The sequence below is a fragment of the Achromobacter sp. ACM01 genome, from assembly GCF_014851745.1.
GTDB lineage: Bacteria > Pseudomonadota > Gammaproteobacteria > Burkholderiales > Burkholderiaceae_B > Achromobacter > Achromobacter aegrifaciens.
The window spans coordinates 90,196-106,404 of sequence record NZ_JACVAF010000004.1 but is presented as its reverse complement, the minus strand read 5'-3'; the positions used below and the strand labels follow the sequence as shown (position 1 = coordinate 106,404).

Sequence of the window (16,209 nt, the reverse complement as noted above, 5' to 3'; positions counted from 1 at the left end):
GGGTGTACTCCTGGATGCCGGGATCGGCTTGGACTCAGTTTGCGGCTGCGAGCGCTGCCGCGCCGTGGATCAGGTCGCCGGCGTCATCGGCGGCCTCGTAGCGCAGCGTGCTTGCGTGCGCCTGGGGTTGATGGCCGGCGGGTAGCGCGAACCGGGAGGTGGCGTACGGCGGCACGGTCAAACCGTCCAGGCGCTGCACGCCCGCCGCGGCGGGAAGCTCCAGCCGTGCCAGCGACACATGGAAAGGGGTGGGGTTGTGCGCTTCCAGCTGCCATGGCGCAGCGGCGTCTCCAGAGCGCCGGTACTTCCACGCGACTTGCGCCGGGGCCTCCCGAGGATCGCCTTGCAGCGCCGGCGGACGGAACAAGACCTTCATCCGCAGCCGGAACGACAGCTGCAACTGGTTGCGGCGCGACGGCTGCAGCGAAGGGATTTCAAGGAAATTGATCCAGAACACCGATTCGCGGTCGCCCGGCAGGGGTTCGCCCGTGTAGCGCAGCTCCAGCGCCTTGCGCTCCCCGGCATCCAGCCGGTAGACCGGGGGCGTCAGCACGAAAGGGACGGGCAGCTTGCTGGGATCGGTGCGCGCCTGCGCTTGCTCCTGGTCCAGCCAGGTCTGCACCAGGATGGGCGTCTCCCCCGAGTTGCTGGTGCGTATCGTCAGCGACCTGGCTTGCGCTGGATAGATGAAGCGTGTGCCAACCACGGTCAGGTCCGCATGCGCCCAGGCTGCCATGCAGGCCATCAGCAGGCCGGCGGTCAGGCGCGGTGCGCATGCGCGCAGCAGGCCCATCATCGGCGCGCCAGCGGGCCGGGGCCCGTGGGCCTGCCGCCGTCCGCCGGCATCGGCGCGCAGGTGAGCGAAATCTCATCGTAGCCCCGGGCGCGCTGCCGCGCGCGCTCGGGTAGGGCGTAGTCGATGGTGCAGCGCTGCTGCAGCCCCGGTCCCCACTGCACGATGACGCGGCCTTGATCCTGTTCCACCCGCATGACGATGCGGCTGCCCTGACCCACCGCGCCCACCGGCTTGCCGTCGGCGGCGTTCAGCACTTCCGCGCCAAAGGGCAGCGCGGCGCCGTCGGCCTGGCGGGCATCGATCAGCACCGGCCGGGCCACGCGGGTCGGGTAGGACAGCAGCACGACTGCGCCGGCGCGCGGCGCCACGTTGCGCGAACTGGCCTGCAGCTCCACGTCGTCGGGGATGCCGCGCGGATCGATGTCGACGGTGTTGAGCTGGTAGGGGCTCAGGCTGGCGACGACGCCATAGCCGCGGGCGTCCAGGCGGTCGCCGCCGTAGCCGATCTGCGCGCCTTGCGCGTGGTCGGCGCGTACCAGCGCGACCGTTTCCCCCAGCGTCTGCGAGAAGGTCACTCCGCCAGCATGGACAAGCACGCCGCCCGACGCGTTCAGCGATGCCTGGCGGAAGCCCGCTCCCTGCGAAATACCCGCTCCCACCCAGGACTGCGGCAGGCGGTAGCCGATGTTTGCGCTTGCCGAGTTGGCGTTCTCGCGGCTGGCATGAGAGGCGGATACCGAATAGGTGCCTTGGTCGGACTCGCCCATCGAGCCCGCGACCGAGGTGGTGAAGTTGGCGCCGGCGCGGGAATCGGCGCTGTAGTAACTGTTGAGCATGGGAGCGCCGCGCTCGGCCCGGCCCAGGGGAATCGAAAGGTTCACGGTGACCAGTGTGGAGTTGTCGCGGCCGCCGCCCCGGTAGGAATTTCGGGTGGCCAGGTTTTGCATGCGCTGCACGCCGAAGGAATAGGAAATGTCGCGCCAACGGTTGCTGTAGCCCAGCGCGAAGTTGATGGTGTTGCCATGGCCTTGCCAATATTGGATGGCCGACCCCGACAGGTAGACGTTTCCGCCGTTGACGCCAAGCTGCTGGCTGATGTTGGCGTCGAGCCGTCCGCGCGTGCGGCCCACGTCGCCGAACCAGCGGTAGCGCTGTGGCGCGCCTTGCAGGGCGATGCTCTCGCGCAAGCCCACGAAGCCGCTGGTGGAATAGCGGTAGGCCAGGAGCGAAAAGTTGGTGCCGCTATTGGGCAGGTTCTTACTGTACGACAGGCGGTAGCTGGCGCCCGTCCGCGTGCCTTCGTCCGGAAGCTCGGCGCGGGATAGCGTGACGTCGGCCGCGAATGCGCCCAGCGCGGTGTTCACCGCGGCGCCGGCCAGCGCGGAACCATAGTGCCGGGTGAAAGCGAGACCGCCGTAACCCGTGTACATGTCGCCCAGCCCGCGCTTGAACGTGCCCTGCAGCAAGTACTGCGAACTGCTGCCCATGCCCAGATCTATCGCCCGCCCCGCCGTCAGGCTGTAGCGGCTGGTGCCGGGCCGCAGCAGTTGGACGGTGGTGGCGAAGGGCACGACGAAGCTGCGCGCGCTGCCGTCCGCCTCCACGATACGCACGTCCAGGTCGCCGCCATATCCCGCCGCCTGCAGGTCTTCGAGCGCGAAAGGGCCGGGCGCCACGGTGGTTTCGTAGACGAGGTAGCCACGCTGGTACACCGACACCTGGGCATTGCTGTTGGCCGTGCCGCGGACAACCGGGGTGTAGGAACGCAACGCGCTGGGCAGCATGCGTTCGTCGCTGGCCAGTTGCACGCCCCGGAACGATACGGAGTCGAACAGGTCGCCGTCGGTGGAGCTTTCTCCCATCAACAGCTGCGACTTCCACGCCGGTACGTCGGTCTTCAGATAGGTATAGCCGCGCTGATAGTTCGCGCCATGGCCCGGCGACCAGGTCGCGCTGCCGTAGTGGCGCAGCCGGAATGCGCCCACGTTGACGCCTGCATTCAGGCCCGCATAGCCACGCGTGGTACGCGTGCCGCGGCTTTCAGAGGTGAAGAGGTTGCTGTTGTAGTTCAGCCGCGCCGCCGTCACGCCGAAGTCCCAGTTCGATGGATCCACGTAGGCGCCGGGCGTGGAGAGGCGCAGATAATACTTGGGCACGGTGAGATAGAGCTTCTGCTCGGCCACCTCCAATTTGACCTGCGCGCCGGGCACGTAGCGCGACAGCTCGCCGCAGGCCGCGGTCGAGGATAGCGCAAGCATGCCCTCGCCGCGCGCGGCCTTGTCGACGTCCAGGCCAAGGCGCGCCAGCAATGCGCTGTCATAGCACGGCGTGGCGCTGGCGCTGCCGGCCAGGAGGCGGAACGGGACCTCCTCCACGCCGCGCCACTGGCCGTTGACGTAGACGTCCAGCTTGTGCCGGCCGGGCTCCATGAAGTTGCCGCGCTCGAAGCGGCTCGTGTCGATGGTCGTGCCGCCTGCGCCTTGGAACATCATCTGCGGGTCGAAGAACGCCTGCTTGCCTTGTACGGGAGCGACCCAGACCGCCAGCGCGGCGGCAAGACCGGATGCGAGCCTTCCCGCCGCCTGGCGCCGATTCGCTGGACGAGCGGGGTCTGGCAAGCGGGGGCAAGCCCTTGCGTGTAGATTTTCCATCGGGACGTGTCAGCTCTGTGGTTCGCGGGCGCAAGCTGCGCCGCGCCTTTACTCGGTAACGGCCTGCTTTGTCTTCGTGGTTCCGCCGTAGTCGGTGATGACCTCGTACTCGACCGAGACCCGGCCCGCGGGTTTGGCCGCGCGGGACGGCAATTCGAAGCGCGCCTTGTCGAATGGCGCGACCATGCCGCCTTCGAGCACGGTGCGCTTGTCGCCTGCGACCAGATCGACGCTGGCGAAGGAGACGTAATAAGGCGTCGGGTTCGTGACTTCCAGCGCGCGTCCGCGCAGCCTCCAGCTCAACAGCGCCGGCGCGGCTTGAACGTGAGGACGCAGCGCGGCTGGCCTGAAGAAAACCTTGATGCGCGACCGGAACTGGAAGATCAGCACATTGGCTTCGTTCGGATCGCGCGGCGGCGTTTCCAACACGTTGAGATAGAACAGGCTCTCGCGATCGGCGGGCAGCGGCTCGCGGGTGTATGAGATCCTCAGCACCGCGCCGCTGTCCGGGTCCACCCGCACGACCGCTGGCGCCAGGACGAAAGGCACGCGCATGTCCGCCGGCGACCTGTCTGCATTGCCGTCGTCCAGCCAGCTCTGCGCCAGCACGGGACCGGCGCCCGCGTTGCGGATGGCCAGCGTCGCGTCGCGGGAATCCGGCGAGATGACCAGGCGCGTGCTTTGCAGCACCAGTCCGGCCCGGACTGGTGTAGCCCAGGAACACAGGGTCATGGCGCAGACGGCAGCCAGGGATGAAACGATGCGCGCTATCGACGCCATGACCGGCCCGCGCTTAGTTGTAGGACAGCAGATACTTGATGCTCGACGCGCCGGAGCCTGCGCCCGCCGCGCCGCCGACCTCGACATACTTGGCGGCGTACTTCAGTTCCGCCGTCCCCGGATTGCCCGTGATCGTGGCGACCTGCGGCGTGGTTTCCGAACCGCCAATGGGAATGATGCCGGTGTTGCCGGTCGCGTTGTTGCGGATCTGGATCTCGACGTTGGGCGCGCGGTCGGCATCCAGCAGCGCCAGGTTGCCCGCTGGCGTGGCGTTGGTCGGGTCGAACATGATGCGGACCTTCCGGCCGTCGGTGCAGCCTGCTCCGCCCGCGAGATTCAGCTGGAACTCGGCTTCGACGGCATTGCCCAGGCCGACTTCCTCCGGCGTGGGCGTGCCCAGCTGCACTGTCTGCGTGTTGCCCAGGCCCGGGGTGTTGCCGTTGATGTCGCAACCGGGAGCGCGGATAACGCCCATGAAGTTGATGACGCCGTCAACCGCGTGGGCGGGCACCGGCGCGAGCACGGAGACCAGGGCTCCGGAGGCCAGGAGAGAGGCGACGAGACTGCGTTTCATGTTGTATTTCCTTTGAAGCTAGGCTTGCCCGCGGCGATCGAGACCGTCCCGGGCGCGGGTCGGACCGGGACGGTCCTTGCGCATCCGGAAGGCAGCGATCTTTTTGGGGATTCATGTAAGGCCCGACGCCGCGAATGCGGCGATATCCAGGCGGCTCGTACCCGTCGGTTGTGCGCTCGAATCTGCGCGGGCCGGCGAGTACGGATACTTTATGGCGCGGGGGCGGGAAATTTAGTCGGAAGACATCGATTTCCGCATCTGAGAAATACGAATTTGCGCAGGGTCGCGTTGATCGGGAGCCAACCGCCGCCATTGCTGCGTCGCGATTGGCGCCGTCGCTAGTTGGCGTTGTTCAGCGGATGGACGAAGGTGTAGCCCTGTCCATAGCTTGTGCGCAGCGGTAGCTCGATTCCCGCCATGCGCGCCCGTCGGCGTAGCCGCCCGACCACGCTGGAGACGATGGCGCGTTGCAGGTGGATGGGGCGGCTTGCCGCATCCGGCCACACTTCGCGGTGCAGATCCGCAATGCTGCAGTACTGGAAGTCATGCCCGCGCAGGCACGACAGCAGCGCAAATTCCTTGTTGCTCAACGCGATCTTGCCGGCGCTGTCAGGCGCGCGCAGCGTTTTCTCCGCTTCGATCAGGGCCCATTCCCGGACCGGCGTGACGCGGACTGTCGCGACTGTACCGGTCAAGGCGCGCCGCTGCCGAGCCAGGGCGTCGGCGGCGGGGGTGGCTTCGCGCTGCAGGCGAGTACGCAATGCCGAGGACAGGCGTTCCAGGCTGCTCAGCGCCGCCAGCAGTTCGTCGATGCCCGCGTTCGAGGCCAGGCAGGCGTCGGCGCCGGCGCATATCAGTTCGGCCCGCGCATTGGAGGAATCGTTGGCGGTGATCATGACCACCAGTCCGGTGACGTAGGGGCCGCGCCGCGCGCCCAGCATGGCGGCCAGCCATTCGACGCTGCCGTGCATGACGACGTAGTGCAATCCGGGTTCGGCCAGCTGTTCCTGCAAGCGGAGCGCGGATTGGGTCAGGCACACCATCTGGGCGCGGTCGCCCAGCCCTTGGACTAGCGTCGCCGCTGGCTCTATGGCTTCGACGCAGACATGGACGGTGTGGTTGAATGCGGGCTTTTTCATGATCGATGGCCTGTGGTTCGTGGAAGCTGGGAAGATCATTTGTATTCAAGCGTGAAGGTGGCGGTGCCGTTCGCCGCGCCGGCCGTCACCTGGTTTGCGGTCTGGTAGTAGCGGACGTGGAACGGCACGTCATAGACGCCGTCCTTGGACATGCCGACCAAGGCGCTGTCGCCGTACTTGACCGGCTGACGGTCCTTGTCCAGGAGCTGGATGCCGACGCCGGTGGCGGAATTGGCGTCGGGGCTCAAGGCGATCACGCCGGGCGCGCCTGACGCGTGGGGTTTTGCGTCCATGCGCAGGTAGACAGCGTTCAGTTCGGGTTTGGCCTCGCGGCAGTTCAGCTTGATGTTGAAGCGTTGTTCGGCTGCTGTGCTGCCGACCGAGCTGAACAGGTTCTTCCAGACCTTTCCCAGCTGTACGGGCGGAGTGGGAGCGGCGGTGCACGACGGAGTGACAATGGCCGTGGTCCTGCCGGTGAGTATCACTTTCAGGGAGTCCCCTGGCGCGTCCTGCGCGTACAGCGTGGCGTAAGTCCCTTCCTCCAGGGCTCCGTTGCCGGTGTCGGAGCTGATCTTGAAGAGCTGGACGTGAATCCAGCCCTTGTTGCCGATAGTCGTCTCCGTGCCTGTGCCGGAGAGGGACCAGGTCGTCGGGAAATAGAAGGTTCCGACGTGATCGCCCGGTCGCATTCCGATGCGTATGCCGATACCGGGAATGTTGGTGCGATAGATGTGGGTATCGTCTACGACCGTACCTTTGTGCAGGGACGCTAGCGCCTTTCCCCCTCCATCCTTGCAGACGAGGAGCGCGTTGTCTTTGTGGCTGATGGGGAATCGTCTGTCCGCGATCGGCACTACCCTGCTCGGTCCCTTTTCCGGCGGGACGACGATATTGCCCAAGGAGATGTTGATCACATTCCGGGCGATACCTTCTCCCAGGGCGCACGCTGCCAGGCTTTGCGGCGCATATGCACCCAGCATCAACGCCATGCACGACAGTGCCAGCATGCCGGCAGTGCATCTTTTTTTCTTGATCCGAGAGTCTTTCATTTGTTTTTCATTCCTCAAGCTTGCAATCGCCAAGCCAGGCATCACAGGCACATGTAGGCGACTTCGCGTATGGGAGCGGGGCGGTCCTCTTGCGGCAGGGTGTAGGACACACCACAGCTGTCGGCTGCGCCGCGGCCCCAGACGATGCGCATCGTTCCGGACTGCTGCGCGCCGGTCACGAAGGCTTGGCCGTCCGGTCCGACGATGCCGATTTCCTGGCCCGCCTCGTTGTCGATGCGCGCGCCGAACGGCACCACGCTGTTGTCCTTGCGGGTCAGCGTCAGCATCAGGCGATAGCCAACCACCGTCTCAAACCCGGCACGTATCACCGCGCCGCGAGTGGGGACCAGATTCACCGCCGCGTTCTTGACTTCGACGGTGTCGCCCAGGTCTGCGGTGAGCATGGCCAGACGGTTGGGACGGTACGGGCTCAGACTCGGCACGATGGCGTAGCCGCTGGCATCGGTGCTGACGCCTGGATGCGATTCGAAGCGCACGTTCTCCGCCGACGGAGCGTGCACCAGCGCCACGGTTTCACCCAGAGGCTGGCCGAACGTCACGCCGCCGGCATGGACGACGATGCCGCCTGACAGGCCCGCGTTGATCTGGTTGTAGTTGCGTCCCTGCGACGCGCCCAGGTCGAGGCGGCCGATCCTGGACAAGTAGTAGGCGTTGCCGGAGCTGTTGACGCCGTTCTGGTTGGAGGTCGCCGCAGTCAGGTTGTAGCTGAGCCGGTTGTCTTCGAACGCGGAGCCGGAAACGGTGGCCGCGTGGCTGGTCTCGCCATTGTTGCCGGTGGTCAGGGAGTAGTGGGCGCTGCTGCCCGAGGCGCCCAGCGGAATCGACATCGACAGCATGACCCGGCGGTCATTCGAACCGCTGCGGCCGGTGTTCATGTCGACGAAGACGTTGTAGCTGACCTGTCTGTAGGAACCGGAGTATCCGACCTGGATCAGCCGCTCTTTTTGATTCGTCTGCCAGTACGACTGTTGGCGCGCCGAGGCGTAGACCGAACCCCAAGAGCCCAGCGACTGGCTTACCTCGAATCGCAGTTCGTTGCGGCGGCTGGGCATCTTGTAGCCCGGCTCGAAATCGTCGACGCCGGTCGCTTCCCGGAAGGTCCGGTAGCCGCTGGTGGAATAGCGATAGCCGGCGACGCGGAAGTTGGTGCCGATTTCGTCGAGGGATTTGGCATACAGGAAGCGCACGGACTGGCCCTGCGTTTTCAATCGCTCGGTGGAGGTGCGCGCGTGCGACAGGTCCAACGAAATCGCGCCGAAACTGCGCAGATTCTTGCCTACGCCCACGAGGGCGGATTGATAGATGCTGGCCGCGGTGATGCCGCCATACAACGAGAATTCCTGGCCCAGGCCGCGCGCGATCGTGCCTTGCACAAAGGTGGGTTCACGCTCGTCGGAGCCGGAGGCGCTGCGATAGCGTCCGGCGGTGGCGCTGTAGCGCCAGGTGCCTTCGCGCAACAGCGTTGGCACGGAAGCATAGGCCTGCACGTAACGGGTCTGGCGCCCGTCCGACTCCGTAATGGTGACTTCCAGGTCGCCGCCGGAGGACGACGGGTACAGGTCGTCCAGCACGAACGCGCCGGGCGCGACATAGGCGTTGTAGACGATGTAGCCGTTCTGCCTGACAGTGACGAGCGCATTGGTCTGGGCGATGCCGCGTATGGTCGGCGCGTAGCCCTGCATGCTGTCCGGCAGCATGGAGTCGTCCGAAGAGACCTGCACGCCGCGGAATGGCACGCTATCGAAAAAGTTGCCCGGCGTGTTGCCGTCGCCAAGCAGCAATTGGCCGTTGATCGAGCGCAGGTCGCGCTGCAGATTGGTTTCCAGCGACTGCCATTCACCGCGACCGTTGGTGCCGCGGTTGTAGTTGGAGGCGTGGCGCAGGCGCCAGTCGCCGAAGTTCAAGCCGCCGCGCAATCCGGCGTAGGCCGCGTAGGGCGATTCGGCGCCGCGGTTGGAGGAGTTGCCTCCGCCCTGGCGCGACATATTGAGCTGATAGTCCAGCAGGGCCGAGGTGATGCCCTTGTCCCAGCGCGACGGGTCGACTGAATCTCGCGCCGCGCGCTTGAGCGCGGCCTGCGGAATGCTCAGATACAGCCGTTGCTTGCCGCCATCGAAATTCACGGCGGCGTCTTGCACCAGCGCGGGCAGGTCCACGCAGGCGCCGTCCGCGCCCGCGGATTCGGGCAGCGCGGCCATGTTGACGCCCCAGTTCTCCAATTGGCCGCGGGTCAGGCAGACCGAGGGCTGCTTGAGGCCCTCCTGGACTTCGACGATGATTCGGCTCGCGCCCATGGACTGATCGTTGACGAACACGTCGGCCAGGTACTCGCCCGGCAGCACGCTATTGCCGAAACTGAAGATGGACAAGTCTGCCTGCGGCTGGTCTCCGCCCGTACCCAGGAATTCCTGATTGAAGACCGTGCCCGCCGGCTCGGCGGCCTGAGCGGAAAAGGAAGCCAGGCCCAGCAACAGCGATGCCAATGCCGCGAAAGGGGGCATGCGACCCTGCGATACGCCATTCATTGCATGAGCTCCGGGCATTAACGGCTTGCGGCAGGCGCGACGGGCTCGGCCTTGACGTGGACCGGAACTTGGGCGCTGGGTACGCGGACTCTTTCCTCGGGGGTCTCGGCGCCGTAGTCGTTGATGGTCGTGAACACGACGTCCACGTCCCTGGGCGCGGACAGCCCGGACAAGGGGTACTCCAGGGTGCCGCCGGGCGACACCATGCCGCCGTTGATCTCCTGCTGGCCGCCATTGACGTTCAGCGTGGCGAAGGTGACGTGATAGGCAGACGGATTTGCGATCTTGAGCACAGCGCCTCTGCCGCCGGCGGCGACCGCCCACTGCAACTGCTGACGCTGTTCGCCGGGTTTGCCCGCCAGGCCCGACGGCCGGTAGAACAGTTTGATGCGGGTGCGCACCGCGATCTGCAGTACGTTTTCGTCCTGGCTTTTTTCCGGAATTTCCTTGACGTTGAGCCAGAACACCGATTCGCGGTCGAGAGGCAGATTGCCGGCCAGGCGCAGTATGCGCAGCACGTTTTCCTGGCCTGGGTCCAGCCGCGACAGCGGCGGGCTTGCCACGAACGGCGCCTTGGCAGCGCCTTCGCCTGCATCGATCCAGGCCTGCACGACGTAAGGGGACACGCCAGTGTTCTTGACGGGAATGGAGGACTCGCGGTCCTTCTCGTTGAAAATGACGCGGGTGCCGCCGACCAGCACGCCGGCTGCCGCATTGGCGTGGGCCAGCGTGGCCGCCAGGGCGAAAATCATGAAGGGCCGCGCCTTGTGCACGAACCGTTGCGCGATGTCTTTCAGCATGGGGATCTCGATGTTGTGCTCGCAAGCCATCGGGTTCTCGTGGAACCGCCTGCTGCGAGTAGGCTTGCGGCCAGCCCCGCTTTTGAGGGGCTGGCGGTCCGGCAAAGCGGCGTTACTTGTAGTTCACCGTGAACTGCGCGGTGGCGTTGGCGGGGCCGACGGTGACGGTGTTGGCGGTCGACACATAAACGGCGCCGAACTTCAGATTGTTGGTGCCGGCGCGCAGCGTGTATTCGGGGGACTCCGCTCCCAGCTTGATTTTTTTCTGGGTGGAATCGCGCAGCTCGACGGCCACGCCGGTGGCGCTGCCCAGTTCGCCGATACCGATCGCCAGTGTGTCCGTGTTGATCGTGTCTGCGGTGCCGGTGAACGTCACGCTGGCGCCCTTGGCCGTGGCGCTGCAATTGGCCAGCTGGAGTTCGAATTGCGCGGGCGTCGAGTACTTGCCCACGGCGCCGTCCAGGGTGGTCCGGGACACTTTCCCAAGCGGGACGACCAGATTGGTTGCCTGGGGCGAGACATCGCACGGGGCATCGACGATTTCGCCAATGAAGTTAATGCGGCCGTCCTCAGCCAGGGCGGTTTGGGAAACTGCGGCTGCCGTGGCGAGCAGGGCAAACTTGATAATGATGTTCTTGTTCATGGAAGTGAATATCCTGAGTCGATTAATAATCAAAAGCGCCGCCTGGGGATTACTGAAAGCAGAGGGCGACCGACTTGCGAAATGCTTTATTTCGGTTTTCAGGAATCAACTTCCGTGCGATTCAGTTGTTATCAAAATTCAATTCGAACAATTGATAAAAGGACGCAGCCGGATAATTCATTCGCCTGCTCCTCCGAATCCCGTATTCCGCATTTCGTCGGCAACTGAAAATTAATAGAATCGGAATTCTGAATTTGTAGGAATTCTCCCTTCTTGTTGTATGAAATTTCATATGAAAACGACAATTGACGATTCTTTCCAATAATTGCCAACCTTGGCGAAATGAGGCGGTTTTATTGGTCCTATTTGGTATTTTTTGGGCCGTGATTTGGAAGCAACGTTACGCGGAATTTATGGGGCCGGCGACGCGTGCGGAGGGGTGGCGCGATGCCTTCTGCGATAAAATCGCCGTTGCGCAGCGCATATCAAATTCAGCCATAGGCACGACCATCGACAATCTCCAGATGAAGCCTGAAGTTTTTGCTAGCGCTATACGACGCGGCAATGCCGTTCGAATCAGGATGGCAATTGGGGCGGCCGCGATTCTTGTTGTCGTGCTATGTGCGCTGAGCGCGCCGACCATCGCCGCCTCGCTGCAGCAACAGCTTGCATCTGCTGCGATCCTCTCCTGGGCCTTGAACGGCGTCTTGTTTCTGGCCGTGCTATGGGTCCTGCTGGCACTGAAAGGCACGGCGAATAAAAGCCACGATCTGCTGGCGCATTTGAGGCAAGCCGCGCGCTTGATCGCCGCGGCGCCTGTGGACATGGTTATTCGGGAAAAATCGCTGCGTCTGGTCGGGCTCAGCGATGGCATGCGGCGCTTTTCGGACATCGTCATCAGGAACGGATGGGCCAGGCCCGAGCACATCGATCTGGGATTCCTCTCCGGCGCAGAGAAGGATCAGATTCAGGTGCCGCCCGAAGTTGCCGTCATCGTGCGCGAGTTCCAGGCTGCGGTGGCTACCGGCGAACCGCGCTCTTATGACTACAGCCAGGAGCTGCCAGGAGCCGCCGGAATCCGGGCGGCAATCCAGGCCCAGATTTTTCCTCTGTTTGGCGCTGAAGATCAGGTCATAGGCGTTTTCGCCAAGGGCATGTACTTCCTGGGCCATAGCCAGTCGTTGGAGGATTCGGCAAGCGCACGTGGCCGGGCAGAACGCATCAATGACATGAAAACGCGGTTCCTGGCGGCGGTCAGCCGCGATGTGCGCAATCCCTTGAACGCCATGGCGGGCCTGTTGGAAATGGCGTCGCTTGACGCGGCGATGCCGCGGCAGTCGAAAGAAATGTTGGCGACCGTTCGCTTGTCTACGCGGTCCCTGCTCCAGTTGATTCCGTCCATCGTCGATACGCGCAGAATGGAGACCGGCGATCTGGCATGCGCCCGCGTATCCCATTCGCTGCGCAGGGTGGTAGCCGACGTGGTTGCGCTGTTCGCTCCCAGCGCCTACGAAAAGGGCATAAGCCTGACGCTGGAGGTGGCTCCCGGGGTCGCCGCCAGCCACATGGCGGACGCTCAGGGGTTGAATCAGTTGCTCAACAATTTCCTGTCCAACGCCATCCGATTCACGGAACGGGGCGGCGTCCGGATACATCTGGACGCCACCCCGGTGGAAGATGGCCGGCAATGGGTCTCGCTGTCGGTCATCGATACCGGCAGCGGCATTGATCCGCACATACAGCAGAAGCTGTCGGCCTCCCGCTACGAAGCCGGGCTGAGCGCCTCGCCCGATGGCGCCGGGCTGGGCTTGCACTACTGTCGGCAGATCGTGCATCGCGTTGGCGGAACCATCCGCATCTCCAGCGTCGTGGGCGAGGGTACGCACGTCCATGTCCGCGTGCCGCTGATGCTCGGATCCGGCGAGCGGCGCGACCCGTCGCAAGAGACCGTGCTCGGAATGGCTCAGCGACCCGCCACCGGGTTGCGGACGCTTGTGGTTGAAAGCCAGGCCGCCAACCGCCTGCTGTTGAAAAGCCAATTGGAATTCCTCGGCCATGCCGTCCAGACGGCGGAGGATGGCGCGCAGGGCTTGGCGCTTGCCAGAGCAGGCAGGTTCGACCTGGTGGTCTGCGATGGCATGATGCCGGACATGGACGGGGCAGAGTTCACCCGGGCGCTGCGTGCCGGCGCGGGCGAGTGCGCCACCGTTCCCGTGCTCGGATACACGGCCGACGCGCGCCGGGAAGACCATGAGGCGGGTTTGCAGGCTGGCATGAACGCGGCGCTGGTCAAGCCTGCGGATCTGCGCGCGCTGGAAGCCGCGGTCGCTTCCTGCCTGCCGGCGGCCTGCGTCGCGAACGGACGTGCACGGGATGGAGCGCCATAGTGGTCCATCGCGAGGCAGACTCCATACTCACGCTTTCCGTATTCCTGAATCTGGCGCTGGCTGCGGCGCTGGTCTTGATGCTGGTCTGGCTCGCGGTGCGCATGCGCAGCGCCAGGTCGCCGCGCGGCGAACTGGCCCGGCTGGCGCGCCTGGCGGATACGCTACCCGCCGGGATTTTCATCCGCGATCTGGATTTGAATCTGGTGACGCGCAATGACGCGCTCAGGGAGTACGCCGCTACATGCCGCAGCGAGGGCTGGAGTCGCCCTCTGCATGTTCCGCTGGAGTCCCTGTCCGCGCCGGACTCGGGCAGCGAACCGCCGCCCAACCTGAACGAGATAATCGACGATTATCGTCAAGTGCTGGCCGGCGGTGAAACCCTGGTCCGCGAACATCCGTTCGAGCATGATCCTACGTGTGGGGTAGCCGCTTGGGCCGCGCCGTTGCGCGGAGAGGACGGCGCCATCATCGGGTTGATCGGGGGCAGCGCACGCTTTCGTGGCTTTCCCGACATGCTGCGGGACGTGTCGACAACTCGGCTCAATATGGAAAGGGCCAACCTGATGAAATCAACGTATCTTGCGTTCATCAGCCATGAACTCCGCACCCCCCTGAATGCGATTATCGGCATGCTTGAACTGATGCTGGCGCGCGGGGAACTCGTCAGCGAGACGTATGAAAGACTTGCCGTGTCGCGCCAGTCGGCGCAATCGCTGTTGTCCCTGATCAGCGGCCTGATCGACATATCCAAGCTGGAAACCGGTCACTTTCAACTGCGACGGCAGAACGTCGATCTGCGCGCGCTGGCGGCCGACACGCTGGCATCATTTCGGGGCGCTGCCCAAGAAAAAGGCCTGCAGTTGACCCTGGACATCGGCCGCGACATTGCCGAGCGTCATTTCTCGGATCCCGTTCGCCTGAAGCAACTGCTGGATAAGCTGTTGTCCAATGCGGTCCGCTTCACGGGGCATGGCCGTATCGATGTCGCGCTGACCGCCGGGGCCGCCACGGAAGAGGTGCAGTGGATCACGCTGTGCGTCGCGGACACCGGCCCCGGGATTGCCGAGGATATCCAGGCCAGACTGGCTGCCCCGCACTTTGAACACGTGGTCGGGGAGCAAGGCGTCACTATCGGACTGGGGCTGTCCATATGCAACGAACTGACGCGCTTGATGGGGGGCTCCATGGAAATTTCCAGTACGGCCGGGCAGGGCGCCAGAATATCGGTGCGCTTGCCTTTGGCGCTGCCGCCTTCGGAAAATGCCGCCGTGGCAGCGGCTCCTGCGCCAACGGTGGCCGACGCCGGCGGCCTGCGCATACTCGTCATCGACGACCATGAGGCCAACCGGCTGCTGCTCAAGCATCAGTTGCGGATGTTGAAGCATTCCGCGCAATTCGCGCAGAACGGCGCGGCGGGTCTGGCCTTGGCCGAACGGATGGAGTTTGATCTGATCATCTGCGATTGCGTCATGCCCGTCATGGACGGCAATGCATTTACTGCTGCCTTGAGAGCCGGCGGCGGCGTGAATGCGGCCACGCCCGTGCTGGGCTATACCGCAAGCGAACTTGAACTCGATCTGGCGTCCGGCGCGCGAGCCAGCATGAACGCCGTGCTGATCAAGCCGGTAGACCTGCAGACGCTGCAGTCGTTCATCCTCGCGCATGCCAGGCGGCCGCTGGCCAGCGTGCCCAAGATCCACTGAAGGGAGGCCGCATGTCGACTGTCTTGATTGTTGATGACCATCCCGCGTTTCGGTTGGTTCTGAGAACGCAGATTGCGCTTTTGCCCAGCGCCAGCCGGATACTGGAGGCGGACAACGGGGTCGATACGCTGGCGCTGGCCCGCAGCGAGCGCCCTGATCTCATCGTGCTGGACCTGGACATGCCGAAAATGGGCGGCCTGGAAGCCATATCCAGAATCCTTGCCATCAATCCGGACTTGCGGATACTGGTGGTGTCGGCGCATGATCCGTCGGTCTTCGCGTCGCGCGTGGCCGAACTCGGCGCCTGCGGCTACGCCAGCAAGCGGCTGGAGATCAAGGAACTGATCCGTTGCATCGAGTCCGTGCTGGCTGGCTACCGCGTGTTTCCGAATTCGGCCAAGACGGCAGGCCAGGTGGATGTGGCGGATGCCTACCAGAAGAAACTTGAACTGCTGTCCAATAAGGAGATGGTCGTCACGCAGATGCTGGCCCAAGGATTGAGCAATAAGGAGATCGGTGACGCGCTATTCATCAGCAATAAGACGGTCAGCACGCACAAGACCAGGATAATGACCAAATTGCAGATCGGTTCCCTGGTTGAATTAGTCGATTTCGCCAGAAAATCGAAAATATCGATGTGAATTTCTCATAGGGCATATTTCCGCGTGCAGAACCCAGCGGCTTCGGCCATGCATCCCGAGCAGGAAAACTCGCAGATCCAGGCGGTGGCGGTGCTGCGGGATGAACTGCTTTCCAAGGTAGGCAACGACCTGGACATTGCCGCCGAGCTGGCGCATAGCCTGCACGTCAACCACAGGAAGGACGTCGATGCCTTGCTGCTGGCGATCGAACAGGAGCAGTGGGCGGAGGTCAAGCGGTATGCGCACCGGATTCTGAACACCGCGCAATTGCTGGGCTGCAGCGCCTTGGTTGAACTTTGCCTGCGCGTTGAGGCGATGCTCGGCAGGAAGGATGGCCAGGCGCGTGGGGAACTGTTGGCCGACTATGTCCCGGTCGTCAAAAATTTGAGTGCAGTCCTGGAGCGAGTGAACCGCACATTCTGAATCCTCCTACATTTTTCGCTCTCGAAGCGCCGTAGAGTGGCTGTATGTGAATTTCCTTCCCCAGTCCACCAGGAACG

General features: G+C 64.1%; 13 protein-coding genes. 4 read left to right on the top strand and 9 right to left on the bottom strand.

Translation table 11 applies throughout. The annotated features are described in order from the left end of the window. Positions 1-34 precede the first annotated feature (34 nt). From IB268_RS20905 to IB268_RS20865, 9 genes are all read right to left on the bottom strand, one after another. Complete coding sequence (locus IB268_RS20905) at positions 35-796, bottom strand: molecular chaperone (RefSeq protein ID WP_225589052.1); 762 nt, start codon at positions 794-796, stop codon at positions 35-37. Further along, a complete protein-coding gene (locus IB268_RS20900) occupies positions 793-3,414 on the bottom strand; it encodes a fimbria/pilus outer membrane usher protein (protein ID WP_192354756.1) in 2,622 nt (873 codons plus the stop codon). Before IB268_RS20900 ends, IB268_RS20905 begins: the two co-directional genes overlap by 4 nt. An 81-nt stretch (positions 3,415-3,495) precedes the next feature. Continuing rightward, on the bottom strand, positions 3,496-4,227 hold the full coding sequence (locus tag IB268_RS20895) for a molecular chaperone (RefSeq protein WP_225591444.1): 732 nt from the start codon (positions 4,225-4,227) through the stop codon (positions 3,496-3,498). Positions 4,228-4,240: 13 nt separating this feature from the next. Further along, entirely contained in the window at positions 4,241-4,801 is a 561-nt protein-coding gene (locus tag IB268_RS20890) for a fimbrial protein (protein WP_054457690.1), read from the bottom strand. Between the two features lie 338 nt (positions 4,802-5,139). Continuing rightward, entirely contained in the window at positions 5,140-5,940 is an 801-nt protein-coding gene (locus tag IB268_RS20885) for a winged helix-turn-helix domain-containing protein (RefSeq protein WP_125470510.1), read from the bottom strand. A 35-nt stretch (positions 5,941-5,975) separates the two neighbouring features. Next, on the bottom strand, positions 5,976-6,947 hold the full coding sequence (locus tag IB268_RS20880; protein WP_192354755.1) for a fimbrial protein: 972 nt from the start codon (positions 6,945-6,947) through the stop codon (positions 5,976-5,978). An 83-nt stretch (positions 6,948-7,030) separates the two neighbouring features. Continuing rightward, positions 7,031-9,535, bottom strand: a complete 2,505-nt coding sequence (locus IB268_RS20875; protein ID WP_192354754.1) for a fimbria/pilus outer membrane usher protein — start codon at positions 9,533-9,535, stop codon at positions 7,031-7,033. Between the two features lie 17 nt (positions 9,536-9,552). Then, positions 9,553-10,365 carry a molecular chaperone gene (locus tag IB268_RS20870; RefSeq protein WP_119450220.1) on the bottom strand — a complete coding sequence of 271 codons (813 nt, stop codon included), beginning with the start codon at positions 10,363-10,365 and terminating at the stop codon, positions 9,553-9,555. 82 nt (positions 10,366-10,447) lie between these two features. After that, positions 10,448-10,978, bottom strand: a complete 531-nt coding sequence (locus IB268_RS20865) for a fimbrial protein (protein WP_054457685.1) — start codon at positions 10,976-10,978, stop codon at positions 10,448-10,450. 305 nt (positions 10,979-11,283) lie between these two features. Here IB268_RS20865 and IB268_RS20860 point away from each other — a divergent pair, with 305 nt between their 5' ends. The 4 genes from IB268_RS20860 (at position 11,284) to IB268_RS20845 (ending at position 16,132) form a co-directional block, all read left to right on the top strand. After that, complete coding sequence (locus IB268_RS20860; protein ID WP_192354753.1) at positions 11,284-13,365, top strand: ATP-binding protein; 2,082 nt, start codon at positions 11,284-11,286, stop codon at positions 13,363-13,365. 77 nt (positions 13,366-13,442) lie between these two features. Next, positions 13,443-15,068: an ATP-binding protein gene (locus IB268_RS20855; protein WP_225591451.1), complete on the top strand. Its 1,626-nt coding sequence runs from the start codon at positions 13,443-13,445 to the stop codon at positions 15,066-15,068. A gap of 11 nt (positions 15,069-15,079) precedes the next feature. Next, entirely contained in the window at positions 15,080-15,709 is a 630-nt protein-coding gene (locus IB268_RS20850; protein WP_054457682.1) for a response regulator transcription factor, read from the top strand. Positions 15,710-15,757: 48 nt separating this feature from the next. Continuing rightward, positions 15,758-16,132 carry an Hpt domain-containing protein gene (locus tag IB268_RS20845; protein WP_175182035.1) on the top strand — a complete coding sequence of 125 codons (375 nt, stop codon included), beginning with the start codon at positions 15,758-15,760 and terminating at the stop codon, positions 16,130-16,132. The last annotated feature ends 77 nt before the right edge of the window (positions 16,133-16,209 follow it).